Here is a 15045-nt window from a genome sequence, read left to right as displayed (position 1 = left end):
TAACCTTGGCATCCGTACCATGGGGGCCGCCCTCTCTCCACGGTTAGTATGAAACTGGTTCATTATCCTTGGAGAAAGGGGTTTTCCATGAAGGTCACCAAGGGCGGTACCGTATCCAAGCTGCTCGCCGGCGTCGAGATTCCCGAGATGTTCCATGCGCGCCAGACGTTCCCGCGTAAGAGCATCTCCGCCGAGCAGATCCCCGCGATCGTCGAGGAGCAGATCGCCCAGCCCCAGTTCTCCGAGAAGATCAAGCCCGGTATGAACATCGCCATCACGGCGGGTAGCCGCGGCATCCGCAACGTCGATATCATCACGAAGGCCGTCGTCGACGCCGTCAAGCGCCGCGGTGCCAACCCGTTCATCGTGCCTGCCATGGGCAGCCACGGTGGCGCCACCGCCGAGGGCCAAAAGGAGATGCTCGCCGGCTTCGGCATCACCGAGGAGGCCATGGGCTGTCCCATCAAGAGCTCCATGGAGGTCGTCGAGCTCGGGTACTCGAGCCTCGGCAAGCGCGTCGTGCTCGACCGCAACGCCTACGAATCCGACGGCATCATCGTCTCCTGCCGCCTCAAGCCGCATAACGCCTTCCGCGGCACGCACGAGTCCGGTCCCTGCAAGATGATGACCGTGGGTCTGGGCAAGCAGGTGGGCGCGCAGACCGTCCACTCCGACGGTATGGGCAAGATCGGTCAGAACATCCCGACCATGGCCGCCGTCGTGCTCGAGAAGGCGCCGATCCTGTTCGCGATTCCCTGCATCGAGAACGCCTACGACGAGACGGCCATGATCGAGGCGATCCTCCCCGAGAACATCCTCGAGCGCGAGGCGGAACTGCTCGAAGTCGCCAAGGCCAACATGCCGTCGCTCATCGTGGGCGAGGGCGACGTGCTCGTGGTCGACGAGATCGGCAAGAACTACTCCGGCACGGGTGTGGACCCCAACATCACCGGAACGTTCTCGACCGAGTACGCGCATGGCGGCATCCAGGTGCAGCGCACCGCGTTTTTGAACCTGTCCGAGATCTCCCATGGCAACGCGCTGGGCGTCGGCCTGGCGAGTGCCATCACCTCCAAGATCTTCGACGTCATGGACATCGAGGCCATGTACCCCAACTGCCTGACCTCCACGGTGCTCAAGAGCGCCTGCATCCCGTGCGTCGTGGCCACCGACAAGGAGGCCATCCAGCTGTGCATCCGCACCTGCAACGGCATCGAGGGCAAACCGGTGCGCATGGTGCGCATCGCCAACAGCCTGCATATCGGGCAGATCATGCTGTCCGCCGCGTACTACGAGGATGTCAAGGCGGGCAAGTACCCCGGAATCGAGGCACTCGACGAGCCGGCGCCCCTCGAGTTCGACGCCGACGATAACGTGATCACGCCGGTCGCGCTGTAACGGCTCGTCGCGTGACGGCACGCCACGCGGCAGGACGTCAGACTTCTTTCACCCATGGGACGGAACAGCCTGCCTGGTCCGTCCCATTTTTTCATGGCCGTGGCAAAAAACACGCATCGCAACCGAAGCGCAACCGTAAGGTGGTGGCGCTACCGAGGCGCAACCCGCAGGATGGGGGCATAAGGAAAGCGTCAGGCGAAAGGAGCGATCATGGGCTTTTCCGAGAACCTCTACCACCTGCGGTCGAGTCGCAACATGACACAGGAGCAGCTCGCGATGCTCATGGGGGTGAGCAGGCAGGCGATCTCGAAGTGGGAATCGGGGAGAGCGTATCCCGAGATGACCAAACTGGTGCGCCTGTGCGGCATCTTCGAATGCGATCTGAATGATCTGGTGCGCGGGGATATGACGGAGATCGAGGTAAGGCCGGCTCTTGTGATTCCCGGCGGTGCCTTGCCGACGGACGTGTGCGGATACGACCGCCATATGCGCACACGTGCGCTTCTGGTCGCGAGTGCGATCGGGGTGCCGCTGCTGTCGATCGCCGTGTTCTTCGGCACCTCGCCGACATCGCTTGTCGTCATCGATGCCGGGGAGCCCGTGCCCTCGTTCCTGTCGCGGTGCACCTATGGATTGCCCGTGCTTGTGGTCGGATTGCTTACGGCTCTGCTGCTCACCACCGTTGCGGTCTATCGGCATCTGGGTTTTCGCGGGCGCTATCCGTATGTGGAGGACTTCTATACCGATGAGCAGCGTAAGGCGACCTCGGCGCTCGTGCATCGCGCCCGGGTCGTGGCGGGGGTGTCGGGTGCCATCGCACTTGTCGCCTGCGGCATCAAGGCGGGACCGCTCTTCCATGTGAGCGGTGGGCTGTGCTCGCTGTTCGCATGGGGTGCTGTGGCGGCGTGGTCATCGGTCTGGGCGGCGCTTATGCAGGCCCGCTTGAACGTGGCGCGCTATAACGAGCGGAATGCCGCATCGATCGATGAGCGTGAAGCGGCGGAGGCGTATGCTTCCCTTCCCGATACCCACGAGCTCGTGGCGGCGAATCCCGAGATGCCGCGATTGGCGCAGGCATGGGTGAAGCGGCGTACCGCAGCGGTCTGCATCGCGATTCTTGCGGCCTTCGGCTTGCTGGGGGCGGTACTCCTCGCGCTCGATCTGGGCATCTTCTTCATCCCGCTCATGGTGGGCACCGTTTTGGCGATGCTGGCGGGACTGTTCCTGCCATACGTGAACTCGTGATCGCGACATGAGGACAGACGCAAAGGAGCGCCGATAACCCAACGGAGCCGTCTCGACAAGGCCGAGACGGCTCCGTTGCGGGATGCGATATGAGGAAATGCCTCTGATCTTATGGAGCTGCTCTATGGGGCGAGTATGCCGTCCAGCGTGCGCCAGGCGAGCTCGGCGCACTTCACGCGAGCGGGCATGTGGGAGATGTCCTTCAGCTGCGCGGCCTCGTCCAGATCCTCGTAGTCCTCGTCGGAGAGCTCCTCGCCGCGGATCATGGCGAGGAACAGACCGGCCAGACGGCGCGCCTCCTCGACGGTCTCGCCGGTGATGAGCTCGGCCATGATGTCGGCCGACGCCTGCGAGATGGCGCAGCCGTGACCGGTGAAGCTCGCCTCCTCGATCACGCCGTCCTCCACGCGTAGCTGCAGGGTCAGCTCGTCACCGCAGCTCGGGTTGATGCCATCATGCTCATGGGTGGGGGAGTCCATCTCGTACTTGTAGTCGGGGTGCGAGTTGTGCTCCATGAAGGTGGTCGAGGTGTAAAGATTGCCCATAGGAGTTGCTCCTTCGTGAATGCGGGAAAAAAGTGCCTGTCCCTATTTTCCCATCAGGCGTGGAAGGTGGACCAGACGGCGGCGAGTCCGTCGACGAAGCGGTCGACGTCGCCCTTGTCGTTGTAGAACGCCAGGCTCGCGCGGCAGCAGGCGAGGTTCTCGACACCGAGCCAGGTGAGCAGCGGCTGGGCGCAGTGGTGCCCGGCGCGGATGCACACGCCGCTCATGTCGAGGATGCTCGCCACGTCGTGCGGATGGATACCTTGGACGTTGAAGCTGATGACGCCGTGATGGCGCGCCGCCTCGGCGGGTCCGATGATATCGATGTAGGGCGGCTCGGCCAGGCGCTCCATCGTATAGGCGACAAGCGCCGCCTCGCGCTCGGCCACGGCTTCATAGCCGACGGTCTCGGTCAGGTAGGTGAGTGCCGCGCCGGTGGCGTAGATACCGGCGGCGTCCTGTGTGCCCGCCTCGAACTTCTCGGGCACGGGCGCCCAGACGGCATCCTGCTCGGTCACCGAGTCGATCATCTCGCCGCCGGTGAGCATGGGCGGCATCTGCTCGAGCAGCTCGTGGCGTCCCCACAGCACGCCGATGCCCATAGGGCCGAGCGCCTTGTGCGCGGAGAAGACGTAGAAGTCCGCACCGAGGGCACGCACGTCGACCGTCATGTGCGGTACCGCCTGCGCGCCGTCGACCACGAGGTAGCCGCCCTGGGCGTGCACTGCCTCACCGAGCTTGGCGATGGGGTTCTCCACGCCCATGACGTTGGACACGTGGCCCGCGGCGACGATCTTGGTGCGCGGCCCCACCTTGGCGGCGATCTCGTCGTCGGTGATCGTGCCGTCCTGCTCGGGGTAGAGGTACACGAGCGTGGCGCCCGCAGCGCGGCAGGCCTGCTGCCAGGGGATGAGGTTGGAGTGGTGTTCCATGATGGTGATGGCCACCTCGTCGCCCGGCTCGAGCACGCACGGTGCGAAGGACTTGGCCACCAGGTTCAGCGATTCGCTCGCGTTGCGGGTGAACACGATATCGCGCGCCTCAGCGCGGCCGCGCTCGTCCACCGCGCCGAGCAGACGCGCGATCTGGGCGCGCACCTGCGCGATGGCCTCGGTCGCCTCGACGGACAGCGAGTACAGCCCGCGCAGCGGGTTGGCGTTCATGGTCTCGTAGAAGCGGCGCTGCGCGTCGAGCGCGCAGGCGGGGCGCTGCGCGGTGGCGCCGCTGTCCAGAAACGCGATCTCGGGCTTGCCTGCGAGCAGCGGGAAGTCCGCCTTATAGGGATTCGCCTCGATGTCGATCATGCGATCTCCTCCTCGAAATCGGCGAAGTCGTCGACGAGCGCGGAGCCCAGGCGCACCACGTTGGCGCGGATCTGCTCGTCGGGGGCGCCGAGCGCGGCGTCCTCGAGCTTGGCGGTCACGAACAGCGCCTCGGCGGCCTCTTGCGAAAGACCGCGGCAGCCGAGATAGAACAGCTGCTCGGGGCGCACATGGCCGATGGTCGCGCCGTGGTTGCCGGCGACGTCGTCCTCGTCGCACAGGATGGTCGGGACGGTCTTGTTGTCCACGCCGCGGTTCGCCAACAGCACCGTCTCGCGCTCGGACCCCTCGGAGCCCTTGCAGCCGTGGATGAGGTCGATCGTGCCGCGCAGGACCTTCTTGGAGGTGCCGGTGAGCACGCCGTTGGCGTCCATGTTCGAGATGGTCTTCTTGCCGCGGTGACGGATGACGTAGTTGAAGTCGCGCTGCTCGGCACCCGAGGCGAGGTAGCGCGTGTCGATATCCATACGCGCCGTGTCGCCGCGCAGGTCGCTGGCGAGCCCCGTGTAGGTGCGGCCGCCGCCGAGCACGATATGGCGCACGTTCACGCGGGCGCCCTCGTCGAGCACGTAGCCGGCGTCATCGATAACGGTGAAGGACGCGTCGGCGGTGATGTAGACGGTGACGTTCACGCGGGCGTCGGCGCCGGCGAACACGCGCAGCTCCGAGCCGATGAGGCCCGCGGCGTCGCGTCCGTCCGCATCGCCGTCGAGCGAGATGACGAGGTCGACCGTGGAGCGCGGGGCGGCGACGACGTCGACGCTCGCGCCGGCGGCACTGCCCGCGCACCCGGCGACGCGCACGGTCGCCGCGGCGTCCTCACCCTCCTCGGTGGCGAGGACGGCGGTGCTGCCCGCGAGGAAGTTCAGATAGGAACGCACGTCGACGTGCACGCCGGTCTCGAAGGCGGCCGCGACGTCGCAGGCGACCTCCTCGAGCGTGGCGCGGCGCTGATAGGCCGACAGCGCCGGGGTATCGAGGTCGTCGAGATGCTCCTCGGTGCGCTGGGCGGCGCGCACGCAGGCTCGCTCGTCTGCGGCGTCGCCGCGGACGGCGTCCAGACGCTCCTGCAGCTCGACCAGGGCGCGCTCGAAGCTCGCATGGGTCTCGGTGAGGGCCTCGTCGGCCTCGACGGTCACGGAACCGTCGCGCGCGAGGTCGCACGGGATCTCGATCGTCGTATCGTTCATGCGCAGCCAGCTCCACGTCGGAGCGGGCATGGCGCTCGCATGCTTGACGTTCAGGGTCTCCATTACCCGATCGCCCCTTCCATCTCGAGCTTGATCAGGTTGTTCATCTCGACGGCGTATTCGAGCGGCAGCTCCTTGGACACCGGGTTGGCGAAGCCGTTCACGATCATGGTGCGCGCCTCCTCCTCGGAGATGCCGCGGCTCATGAGGTAGAAGATCTTGTCGTCGCCGATGCGGCCGATCGTGGCCTCGTGTCCGATGTCCACGTTCTTGGCGCGGATGTCCATCGAGGGGATGGTGTCTGATCGGCTCTCGTCGTCGAGCATGAGCGACTGGCAGGACACGGTCGCGGCCGAGCCCTCGGCGGCCGGCGTCGCCACGATGGAGCTGCGGAACGTCTGGATGCCGCCGCCCTTGGAGATGCCCTTCGTCTCGACGGTCGCCGTCGTCTCCGGTGCGCCGAGGACCACCTTGCAGCCGGTGTCGAGATTCTGGCCCGCGCCGGCGAACGTGATGCCGGTGAAGCTCGACTTGGACTTGCGGCCGGCCAGCACGCTCATGGGGTAGAGGTAGCCCACGTGGCTGCCGAAGGAACCCGAGATCCACTCGATCTCGCCTTCCTCGTCGCAGCGGGCGCGCTTGGTGTTCAGGTTGTACATGTTCTTGGACCAGTTCTCGATCGTCGAGTAGCGCAGATGCGCGCGCTTGCCCACGAACAGCTCGACTGCGCCGGCGTGGAGATTGGCCACGTTGTACTTGGGCGCCGAGCAGCCCTCGATGAAGTGCAGGTCGGCATCGTCCTCGACGATGATGAGCGTGTGCTCGAACTGGCCCGCGCCGGCGGCGTTCAGGCGGAAGTAGCTCTGCAGGGGGAAGTCGAGCTTGACGCCTTTCGGCACGTAGACGAACGAACCGCCCGACCACACCGCGCCGTGGAGCGCGGCGAACTTATGGTCGGTGGGCGGGATGAGCGTCATGAACTTCTCGCGGATGAGCGCCTCCCAGCGGGGCTCGTGGAGCGCCTCCTCGATACCCGAGTAGACGATGCCCATCTTGGAGGCGGTGTCCTGCATGTTGTGGTACACGAGCTCGGAGTCGTACTGGGCGCCCACGCCGGCCAGATAACTGCGCTCGGCCTCGGGGATGCCCAGGCGCTCGAAGGTGTTCTTGATGTCGTCGGGCACGGAGTCCCAGTCGGCCTTCTGGTCGGTGTTGGGCTTCACGTAGGTGACGATGTGGTCCATGTCCAGCCCGGCGATCGACGGGCCCCAGGTGGGGTTGGGCATGCGGTGGTAGATCTCGAGCGATTTCAGGCGGAACTCGAGCATCCAGTCGGGCTCGTCCTTGCGCTGGGAGATCTCGGTCACGATCTCGGGCGTGAGGCCCGCGTCGAGCCGCTCGAAGCCCTCCTCGGAGTCCTTGAAGTCGTAGAGGCTGCGGTCGATATCCGCGACCTCGGTGCGCTGCTTTGCCACGTCAGGCCTCCTTAGCGCGCCGCGGCGGCGTCGGCCGCCTCGCGCTCGAACGACTCGAAGCCGTGCTCGTCGATCCAGGGGATGAGGCTCGCGTCGTCCTCGCGCACGATGCGGCCGTCGACCATCACGTGGACGCGGTCGACGGTGAGGTGCTCCAGGATGCGCGTGTTGTGCGTGATGATGACGAGCGACCCGTCGCAGCTGGCGCGGTAGGCGTCCATGCCGCGCGACACCACGGACAGCGCGTCGACGTCCAGGCCGGAGTCGGTCTCGTCGAGGATGGCGAGCTTGGGCTGGAGCAGCAGCAGCTGCAGCATCTCGACCTTCTTCTTCTCGCCGCCGGAGAAGCCCACGCCGAGCTCGCGGTTGAGGTAGGCGGTGTCCATATCGAGCTGGGCGGCGAGCTCCTTCACGCGGCGACGGAACTCCTTGCCGCGCATCTCGAGGCCGGGACGGCCGGCGATGCTCGCGCGCAAAAAGCTCGACAGCGGCACGCCGGGGATCTCGACCGGCGCCTGGAACGACAGGAACAGGCCCGCGCGGCTGCGCTTGTCGCAGGACAGGTCGGTGATGTCGGCGCCATCGAAGGAGATGGTGCCCTCGTTGACGGTGTAGACGGGGTCGCCCATGATGACGTGGCCCATGGTCGACTTGCCCGCGCCGTTGGGGCCCATGAGCACGTGGGTCTCGCCGGCGGACACCGATAGGTCCACGTGGTGGAGGATGGTCTTCTCATCGACCGAGGCGGTGAGGTTATTAACGCTGAGCAGCGCTTCTGTTGACATCGGGTGTCCTTCCTCGAACTGTTCGGGTAAACCCTAGGAATTCTCTCGGGATAAGGATAAGATGTAGCGGAAAAGAGTCAAGGCGATTCCGAGCAATTCACTAAGATTAGGCTTGCCGCGTGCGGCTTCGCGAACCCCGTTCGGCCGCATGCTTCGATACCGGGAGGCACCTCGATGCTCATCTCCTCAAAAGGGCGCTACGCGCTGCGCCTCATGATCTACATCGCCGCCTTCGGTGACGAGGAGGGCAAGATCGCCCTGCGCGAGGTGGCGGAGCGCGAGAGCATCTCGCTCAAGTACCTGGAGCAGCTGGTCCGTCCGCTCATGCAGGCCGGCCTGCTCAAGAGTGTGCGCGGCAAGGGCGGCGGCTACATGCTCGCCAAGCCCGCCGACGAGGTCCGTGCCGGCGACATCCTGCGCGCCGCGGAGGGCGCGACGGCTCCGGTCGCCTGCGACGGCCTCGAGGGGTCGTGCGTCCGTTCCGACCTGTGCTCCACCGTGCGCTTCTGGCAGGGGCTCGAGGACGTCATCGACGAGTACGTCGACGGCGTCACGCTTGCCGAGCTCGCCCGCGTCCCCGAGCTCAAGCTCGACGTCGACCTATCTAGTATCGAAGTCTAGCTAGGATAATCGTCCGGTCGGTGCGATAATCCAGTGACGGCAGGGAAGGTTCCGCCCGGCAGGGGCGGGATTTGATGCACCATCACGAAGGAGAGCACATGAGCGATTACCTGATTTCCTGCGAATCGACAGCCGATATGCCGCTGTCGTTCTACCGCGAGCGCAACGTCGGTTACGTCTGCTTCCACTACGAGATGAATGGCGAGACCTATACCGACGACATCTACCAGACCACGACGCCGCAGGAGTTCTTCGGTAAGCTCAAGGCGGGCGCGCAGGCCAAGACCTCGCAGGTCGGCACCGGCGAGTACGTCGACTTCTGGGAGCCCTACCTCAAGGAGGGCACGGACATCATCCACGTGTCGCTGTCCACGGGCATCTCGGGCACGTACAACTCCGCGTGCCTTGCCGCCGAGACGCTGGCGCCGAAGTACCCCGACCGCAAGATCCGCGTGATCGACTCGCTGTCCGCATCGGCCGGGTTCGGCCTGCTCGTCGAGCTCATGGCCGACAAGCGCGACGAGGGGATGGGATTCGACGAGTTGGTGGCGTGGACCGAGGTCAACAAGATGAACGTCAACCAGTGGTTCTTCGTGTCCGACCTCGATTGCCTGAAGCGCGGCGGTCGCGTGTCGGCGACGAGCGCGCTGATCGCCACGGCGCTCAAGATCTGCCCGATCATGAACGTGAACTTCGAGGGCAAGCTCATCCCGCGCGAGAAGATCCGCACTAAGAAAAAGGCGATCGTCCGTCTGGTCGACGCCATGATGGCCCATGTCGAGAACGGTTCGGCCTACACGGGCCGCTGCACCATCTCGCATTCCGATTGCCTGGACGATGCGCTCGAGGTCGCGCACCTGATCGAGGACAAGATCCCGGCGCTCAAGGACAAGATCGAGATCAGCGATATCGGCGGCGTGATCGGTGCGCATACCGGCCCCGGCACGGTCGCGCTGTTCTTCATGGGCGACACGCGCGTCGACTGATCCCACCAAAAGCGCCGACGCCGACATCACGGCTCATCGACGCCGCCCGCGACCATCCATGTGCGATGGTCGCGGGCGGCGTCTTGCGTATGGGTGCACGGGCCGTCCATGCGCGGTGGATTCCGTTCCCGTGGTGTGCTCCTGTTCTTTTGCGCGGGAGCGGCCGAGCCCGTTTCGCCTTTGGTAAGCTGGTATCAGATATCACCACCCGCGTTGCGGGTTTATCCGATAAGGCTGTGAGAACATGGGAAGCATCCTGGACATCGCCGTTCCCGTGGGGCTCTGCATCCTCGCCATCATCGCCGCCGCGATCGTCTACAGCATCGTCGTGGCCGTGAAGAGTCGCAGGGCGTCCAAGCGCGAGGAAGCGGCATGGCGCGAGTACCGTTCCGAGACGGACGGTCGCCCGCGCGACGGCTCCGCCCGACGATAGCCGCGAACTAGCGCTGCTTGCGCGTGCGGCGCTTGATCCGTGCCATATAGAAGCCCTCGAATTCACGCGTGGGGCATACGGTGAGCGTGCCTTCCAGCTGGTTCGGCAGGTAGGGGATGGCAAGCTCGCCCGTGTTGCCGTTCGCGATCGCGATGGGCTCGATGACGCAGTCGCGATGGCGCTTGAGCGCCGCGGCGACGATGTCCTCGTTTTCGGCGGGTAGGATCGAGCAGGTGGAGTACACGAGCGTACCGCCCGGCTTGAGGACGGTGAGCGCGCGGTCGATGAGTGCCCGCTGGGAGCGCGTCACCTTGTCGAGGAGCTGAGGGGTGATGCGGCGCGCCGCCTTCCCGTCGTCGCCGCGCACGGTGCCCGATCCGGTGCAGGGGGCGTCGAGCAGGATCTGGTCGAAGGAGAAGAACGTGTCGAGCTTGCGCGCATCGCAGCGCATGACCTGGATGTTCTTCGCACCGAGTTTGGCCAGGTTGTATTCGAGCTTCTCCGCGCGCGGGCCGTTGAGCTCGCACGCCGTGATGCGGGCCGCGCCGTCCGCGAGCGCCGCCATCTGGCTGGTCTTGCCGCCGGGTGCGGCGCACATGTCGAGGATATCGACGCCTGTGTGCGGGGTGAGCGCGAGCGGGGGCAGCATGGAGGAGAGACTCTGCAGGTAGACCTCGCCGTCTCGGTAGATGTCGAGGCTCCAGACGTCGCGCTCGCATGCGTTTTCCAATACGAAGGCGTCCGGATACCATGGGACGCGCGTATGCGCGATGCCGGCGTCATCGAGGGCTTGCCCGATGCGCTCGGCGTCGGTTTTGAGCGTGTTGGTGCGCAGGGTGACGGGTCGATCGGCCGCTGCGCGAAGGCCGTCAAGGATGCGTGCGGCATCGGCACCGTCGTAGGATTCCTCGACGCGCTCGACGACGAACGCCGGCAAGGTGCGCTGCTCTGTCTGGTCGGCCATGGTGTGCTCCCGATCGCGAAAGGGTGGTCCGGCCTCCCATTGTCCACGATTTCCATCGTCGGCGCAAAGCCTTGACGGGGTGCAGCTGCCTGCCGGCAAATGTCCCACAAGGGGCCGGGAGAATATAGGGACATTGGAGCGCCGACGTGTCCTAGGGGGCTGCAGGCGGTTGCCGCGTTCCTTTCGCGGCGGCGCTACAGCGCGAAGCCGAGTGCGATGAGCGCGACGCAGACGATGAGCACGGCGATATCGCGTCCGACGATGGGGTAGCGCTTGTAGGAGCTCTCGCGGGTGCGCAGGTAGAAGCCGCGCTGCTCGGCGGCGAGCGCCGTGGCGTCGGTCTTGCTCACGCTCGAGATGAGCAGCGGCACGCACAACGGCAGCATGAGCTGCATCTTCTTGAACGGGTTGTTGGTGTCGTAGGCGACCCCGCGTGCGGTCTGCGCCTCGATGATCGCGTTCATCTCCTGCGAGAACACCGGTACGAAGCGCAGGGCCGTCGTGAAGGTGAAGGCGTACTTGTAGGGGATGTGCAGCTGCTCCACGCATGCGTTGGCAAGGTCGTTGAGCTTGGTGACCATGAGCATGAGCACGAGCGGCAACGCCACGCCGAGCAGGCGCAGGCATGCCTTGCCGCCGGTGATGAGGCCCGTATCGGTCACGAAGGCGAACAGCGTCTCGCCGCCGCGCACGAAGACGAGCTGGAGCGCCAGCATGATGAGGGCGACCGGCACGAGGAGCTTGAGCAGGCGGGCGAGACGTCCGAACACGCCGGCGTAGACGGCGAGCAGCAGCGTGAACGCGAGCAGACCGAGAAGCGCGGCGAAGGTGTCGGACAAGAACGTGGCGATGATGATCGCCGCGGCGAGTGCGAGCTTGGTGACGGGATTCAGGCGATGCAGCAGGGTGTCGCCGGGTACGTAGTCGATCACGTTAAGCACGGCCCATCAGCTCCTTCACGGTGCGGACGATATCGCTGACCTCGGTGATATGCGAAAACGCGGGGGAGACGTCGCGCGTCAGGCGCTGCGCGAGAGCGATGACCTGCGGAGGCGTGACGCTCGAGCGCGCCATGAGGTCGAGGTCGGCGAACAGCTCGCCGGCGGGCCCGCGGCCCAGGATGCGCCCGTCGGCCATGACGACGATACGCTCGGCGAAGTCGCTCACGACCTCCATGTCGTGGCAGACCATCACGACGGCGCTGCCGTGTTCGGCCATGTCGCGCACGGTCTCCATGACCGTCATGCACTCGCGGTAGTCCAAGCCGCTCGTGGGCTCATCGAGCACGACGATGTCGGGTTCCATGACGACGACGCCGGCAAGCGCGACCATCTGGCGCTGCCCGCGCGACAGCGAGAAGGGCGCCTCGGTGGCGGGCAGCCCGAACCGCTTGATCACGCGGCGGGCGCGCTCGCGCGCCGCGGACGGGTCGACGCCCGTGAGCTCGAGGCCGAAGGCGACCTCGTCGAGCACGGTGTTCTTGCAGATCTGCCGGTCGGGGTTCTGGAACAGCGTCGCCACGTGCGCGGCGATGGTCGACACGGGCGTGTCGCGCGTGTCGAGCCCGGCGATACGCACCGCGCCCTGCGAGGGACGCAGCAGGCCGTTCAGCAGCTTGGTGAGGGTGGTCTTGCCGGCGCCGTTCTGACCCACGATGCCCACGAGCTCGCCGGGGTAGACCGTCATGGACAGGTTGCGCACGCTCGCGCCGCCGTTGGGGTAGGTGAAGCCCACGTCGCGCAAGGTGAGCACGGGGTCGGCGTCTTCGGCGTGCGGGCGCGCGGGCACATGCGGGGACGGCTCGGGTTCTTCGGCGGCTCGCTCGCCGATGCCGGGCACCGTCGAGAGCACGTCGCCGATGAGCCGGTAGGCTTCCTCGACGTTCAGACAGGGTTCCGTGCGCGCGGTGAGCCCGTCGCGCGCGAGGCTGTTGGAGATGCGGACCGTGCGCGGGCTGTCGACGCCGATGGCGCGCAGGCGGTCGCCTTGGGCGAAGACCTCGTGCGGCGTCCCTTCGAGCTCGAGCTTGCCGGCGTTCATCACCAGGATGCGGCTGCAGTACTCGGACAGCAGCGCAACCTTCTGCTCGATCACGACGACGGTGATCTTCTTGGTGCGGTTGAGCTCGCGCAGGATGTCGAAGACCATGCGCGAGCTTACCGGGTCGAGCGCGGCGGTGGGCTCGTCGAGCACCAGCACGCGGGGGGCGAGCGCCAGGATGGCGGCGATCGCGACCTTCTGCTTCTGGCCGCCGGACAGCGTGGCGATCTCGCGATGGCGCAGATCGGCGATGCCGACGGTGTCGAGCGCCTCGCTGAGCACCCGCTCGATGTCGCTGTGGTCGACACCGAAGTTCTCCAGGCCGAACAGCAACTCGTCCTCGACGATCGAGGCGACCATCTGCGCGTCGATGTCCTGGTTGACGCTGCCCACGATGCGAGCGATGTCGGTGAGCGTCACCTCGCAGGTGTCGATGCCGTCGATGAGCGTCGCGCCGAACAGCTCGCCGGTGAAGTGGTGGGGGATCGCGCCGGACAGGCACGCCGCGAGCGTGGATTTACCCGCTCCCGACGGGCCGATGACGCCCACGAAGTCGCCCGCCTCCACGCGAAGGGAGATGTCGTCGAGCGCGTGCTCGGCCTCCGATCCGTATGAGAACGAGACGTTCTCCATCTCGATAATCGCTGCCATGGGAACCTTTCCGATGTCGATCGCCAGGCGCGTCGCCTGCGTACAGGCGATGCGCGCGTAAGGGTCGTGGATGCCGCCGGATGCGGCAGCATCCCATGATACCCGAGTTCTAACGCTTGAGCGCGGCGCGAAGCGGCAGATAGAGCGCCTGCACCACGAACGCGTTGAACACCGCCGTGCCGAGCACGAGCGGGACCTTGACGAGGGCTGCCTCGATGGCGAAGCCCGAGATGACCGTGCCGGCGACGGCGAACAGCGCGCCGGAGACGAGGGTGGCTGCGAAGGCCGCGACAAGCGGCGTCACGCTGCGGCCGGCGATGCGCACGTCGAGCCGGATGAGGGCGGCCATGGTGAGGGCGCCGGCGACCTCGGTGGCGAAGTTGAGGCCCGGGATGGACGTGCTGATCTGGATGACGGCGGCGGACACGAGGCCGAAGACGGCCGCCTGCGCGAAGGTGCTGCGCGTAAGCAGGATCGCCAGCGCGTAGGCGGCGATGATGAACTGCGGCTTGATGCCGGTCATGGCCAGCGCGTTGCCGAGCGTCATGTTGAGGATGAGGCCGGCGGCGACCAGCACGGCGAGCAGGATGAGCGAGGAGATGCCGGTCGTGCCGACGTGGGTGGTCGGGGCGTTCACGGTGCGGGCGAAGGTATCGTTCGTGCGCATGGGAGGCGTCCTTTCGGTATGAGGGATGGACCCGTCGGAAAGACGGCTGGTCGATGTCGGGATTCGAGATTGTGGTACGGGGCGCGCGGGCGCCGGCCGCCGGCGATCCCGCCGGCGGCTCATGGGCTAGTCGTTGAGCTTCAGAGCCTTCTTGATGGGCACGTACAGCGCGCCGACGAGCACGGCGTTGAAGACGGCGGTGAGGGCGACCACGGGCAGCATGGCGGCGGCGATGGACATGTCGAACTGCATGAGCGCCATGCGGATGAGCATGAAGATGAAGCCGGAGACGAACGTCGTCACGAAGGTGCCGAGCGCGGGGATGACGGCGCGGGCACCGGTCTTCATGCCGGCGTTGACGATCGCGGCCATGAGCATGGCGGCGATACCCTCGGCGACGAAGTCGGCACCGGGCAGGCTCGTGGTGAGCTGGATGACGGCGGCCGAGACGAGGCCGATGATGAGCGCCTGGACGATGCTCGGGCGCACGACGAGGATGGTGATGCAGAACGCCGAGATGATGAACTCGGGGGCGATGGTGCCGCCGGAGATGCTCGAGATGGGCTTGCCGACGGTCATGTTCAAGATGAAGCCCGCGGCGAGCAGGATGGCGAGCAGGACGAGCGCCTTGATGTCGAGCGTGCCGCGGTCGGGGGAGGAGACGGTGCGGGCGGTGTCGTTGGTGGTGCGGGGCATGGTGGTTCCTTTCGGGTGGGGATGGAT

At 66.1% G+C, this 15045-nt stretch carries 15 protein-coding genes; 5 read left to right on the top strand and 10 right to left on the bottom strand.

All coding sequences use genetic code 11. The features are described 5' to 3' along the window. Positions 1–87 precede the first annotated feature (87 nt). A complete protein-coding gene (locus I6E04_RS06665) occupies positions 88–1398 on the top strand; it encodes a lactate racemase domain-containing protein (RefSeq protein ID WP_235422421.1) in 1311 nt (436 codons plus the stop codon). Between the two features lie 210 nt (positions 1399–1608). After that, positions 1609–2643: a helix-turn-helix transcriptional regulator gene (locus I6E04_RS06660; RefSeq protein ID WP_235422420.1), complete on the top strand. Its 1035-nt coding sequence runs from the start codon at positions 1609–1611 to the stop codon at positions 2641–2643. 122 nt (positions 2644–2765) lie between these two features. Here I6E04_RS06660 and sufU read toward each other — a convergent pair whose 3' ends face one another. From sufU to sufC, 5 genes are read right to left on the bottom strand one after another with little or no spacing between them, the layout of a single operon-like run. Next, entirely contained in the window at positions 2766–3188 is a 423-nt protein-coding gene (sufU, locus tag I6E04_RS06655) for a Fe-S cluster assembly sulfur transfer protein SufU (protein ID WP_235422419.1), read from the bottom strand. A gap of 53 nt (positions 3189–3241) precedes the next feature. Further along, on the bottom strand, positions 3242–4492 hold the full coding sequence (locus I6E04_RS06650; protein ID WP_235422418.1) for an aminotransferase class V-fold PLP-dependent enzyme: 1251 nt from the start codon (positions 4490–4492) through the stop codon (positions 3242–3244). Continuing rightward, positions 4489–5763 carry a SufB/SufD family protein gene (locus I6E04_RS06645; protein WP_235422417.1) on the bottom strand — a complete coding sequence of 425 codons (1275 nt, stop codon included), beginning with the start codon at positions 5761–5763 and terminating at the stop codon, positions 4489–4491. Before I6E04_RS06645 ends, I6E04_RS06650 begins: the two co-directional genes overlap by 4 nt. Then, positions 5763–7175 (bottom strand): Fe-S cluster assembly protein SufB, encoded by a 1413-nt coding sequence (gene sufB, locus I6E04_RS06640; protein ID WP_235422416.1) that lies wholly within the window; start codon positions 7173–7175, stop codon positions 5763–5765. The genes I6E04_RS06645 and sufB overlap by 1 nt, the downstream gene beginning before the upstream one ends. A gap of 11 nt (positions 7176–7186) precedes the next feature. Beyond that, positions 7187–7960, bottom strand: coding sequence for a Fe-S cluster assembly ATPase SufC (gene sufC / locus I6E04_RS06635; RefSeq protein WP_235422415.1), 774 nt, complete (start codon positions 7958–7960; stop codon positions 7187–7189). Between the two features lie 174 nt (positions 7961–8134). Between sufC and I6E04_RS06630 the strand changes: the two genes are divergently transcribed. From I6E04_RS06630 to I6E04_RS06620, 3 genes are all read left to right on the top strand, one after another. After that, the gene (locus I6E04_RS06630; protein ID WP_235422414.1) at positions 8135–8581 is read left to right on the top strand and encodes an RrF2 family transcriptional regulator; all 447 of its coding nucleotides are present in this window, start codon (positions 8135–8137) and stop codon (positions 8579–8581) included. A gap of 98 nt (positions 8582–8679) precedes the next feature. Further along, positions 8680–9567, top strand: a complete 888-nt coding sequence (locus I6E04_RS06625) for a DegV family protein (RefSeq protein ID WP_235422413.1) — start codon at positions 8680–8682, stop codon at positions 9565–9567. Positions 9568–9811: 244 nt separating this feature from the next. Beyond that, the gene (locus I6E04_RS06620; RefSeq protein ID WP_235422412.1) at positions 9812–10000 is read left to right on the top strand and encodes a hypothetical protein; all 189 of its coding nucleotides are present in this window, start codon (positions 9812–9814) and stop codon (positions 9998–10000) included. A 7-nt stretch (positions 10001–10007) separates the two neighbouring features. On the opposite strand, the gene I6E04_RS06615 is transcribed toward I6E04_RS06620, so the two are convergent. The 5 genes from I6E04_RS06615 to I6E04_RS06595 form a co-directional block, all read right to left on the bottom strand. After that, positions 10008–10964 carry an RsmB/NOP family class I SAM-dependent RNA methyltransferase gene (locus I6E04_RS06615; protein ID WP_235422411.1) on the bottom strand — a complete coding sequence of 319 codons (957 nt, stop codon included), beginning with the start codon at positions 10962–10964 and terminating at the stop codon, positions 10008–10010. Positions 10965–11158: 194 nt separating this feature from the next. Continuing rightward, entirely contained in the window at positions 11159–11905 is a 747-nt protein-coding gene (locus I6E04_RS06610) for an energy-coupling factor transporter transmembrane component T family protein (RefSeq protein ID WP_235422410.1), read from the bottom strand. Next, positions 11898–13655, bottom strand: a complete 1758-nt coding sequence (locus tag I6E04_RS06605) for an ABC transporter ATP-binding protein (protein WP_235422409.1) — start codon at positions 13653–13655, stop codon at positions 11898–11900. The genes I6E04_RS06610 and I6E04_RS06605 overlap by 8 nt, the downstream gene beginning before the upstream one ends. Positions 13656–13764: 109 nt before the next feature. Next, positions 13765–14322 carry a hypothetical protein gene (locus I6E04_RS06600; protein WP_235422408.1) on the bottom strand — a complete coding sequence of 186 codons (558 nt, stop codon included), beginning with the start codon at positions 14320–14322 and terminating at the stop codon, positions 13765–13767. Positions 14323–14448: 126 nt separating this feature from the next. After that, positions 14449–15018, bottom strand: a complete 570-nt coding sequence (locus tag I6E04_RS06595; RefSeq protein WP_235422407.1) for a hypothetical protein — start codon at positions 15016–15018, stop codon at positions 14449–14451. Positions 15019–15045: the final 27 nt, after the last annotated feature.

Origin of the sequence: Collinsella tanakaei, assembly GCF_021531055.1 — a bacterium.
Classification (GTDB): domain Bacteria; phylum Actinomycetota; class Coriobacteriia; order Coriobacteriales; family Coriobacteriaceae; genus Collinsella; species Collinsella tanakaei_B.
Note: the sequence above shows the minus strand (reverse complement) of the source record. Positions and strands in the feature narration are given on the sequence as shown.

Coding starts and splice junctions, on each gene's coding strand:
- sufU (WP_235422419.1), bottom strand. CDS start 3,188: ATGGGCAATCTTTACACCTCGACCACCTTCATGGAGCACAACTCGCAC.
- I6E04_RS06615 (WP_235422411.1), bottom strand. CDS start 10,964: ATGGCCGACCAGACAGAGCAGCGCACCTTGCCGGCGTTCGTCGTCGAG.
- I6E04_RS06630 (WP_235422414.1), top strand. CDS start 8,135: ATGCTCATCTCCTCAAAAGGGCGCTACGCGCTGCGCCTCATGATCTAC.
- I6E04_RS06605 (WP_235422409.1), bottom strand. CDS start 13,655: ATGGCAGCGATTATCGAGATGGAGAACGTCTCGTTCTCATACGGATCG.
- I6E04_RS06600 (WP_235422408.1), bottom strand. CDS start 14,322: ATGCGCACGAACGATACCTTCGCCCGCACCGTGAACGCCCCGACCACC.
- I6E04_RS06620 (WP_235422412.1), top strand. CDS start 9,812: ATGGGAAGCATCCTGGACATCGCCGTTCCCGTGGGGCTCTGCATCCTC.
- I6E04_RS06625 (WP_235422413.1), top strand. CDS start 8,680: ATGAGCGATTACCTGATTTCCTGCGAATCGACAGCCGATATGCCGCTG.
- I6E04_RS06645 (WP_235422417.1), bottom strand. CDS start 5,763: ATGGAGACCCTGAACGTCAAGCATGCGAGCGCCATGCCCGCTCCGACG.
- I6E04_RS06595 (WP_235422407.1), bottom strand. CDS start 15,018: ATGCCCCGCACCACCAACGACACCGCCCGCACCGTCTCCTCCCCCGAC.
- I6E04_RS06660 (WP_235422420.1), top strand. CDS start 1,609: ATGGGCTTTTCCGAGAACCTCTACCACCTGCGGTCGAGTCGCAACATG.
- sufC (WP_235422415.1), bottom strand. CDS start 7,960: ATGTCAACAGAAGCGCTGCTCAGCGTTAATAACCTCACCGCCTCGGTC.
- I6E04_RS06650 (WP_235422418.1), bottom strand. CDS start 4,492: ATGATCGACATCGAGGCGAATCCCTATAAGGCGGACTTCCCGCTGCTC.
- I6E04_RS06665 (WP_235422421.1), top strand. CDS start 88: ATGAAGGTCACCAAGGGCGGTACCGTATCCAAGCTGCTCGCCGGCGTC.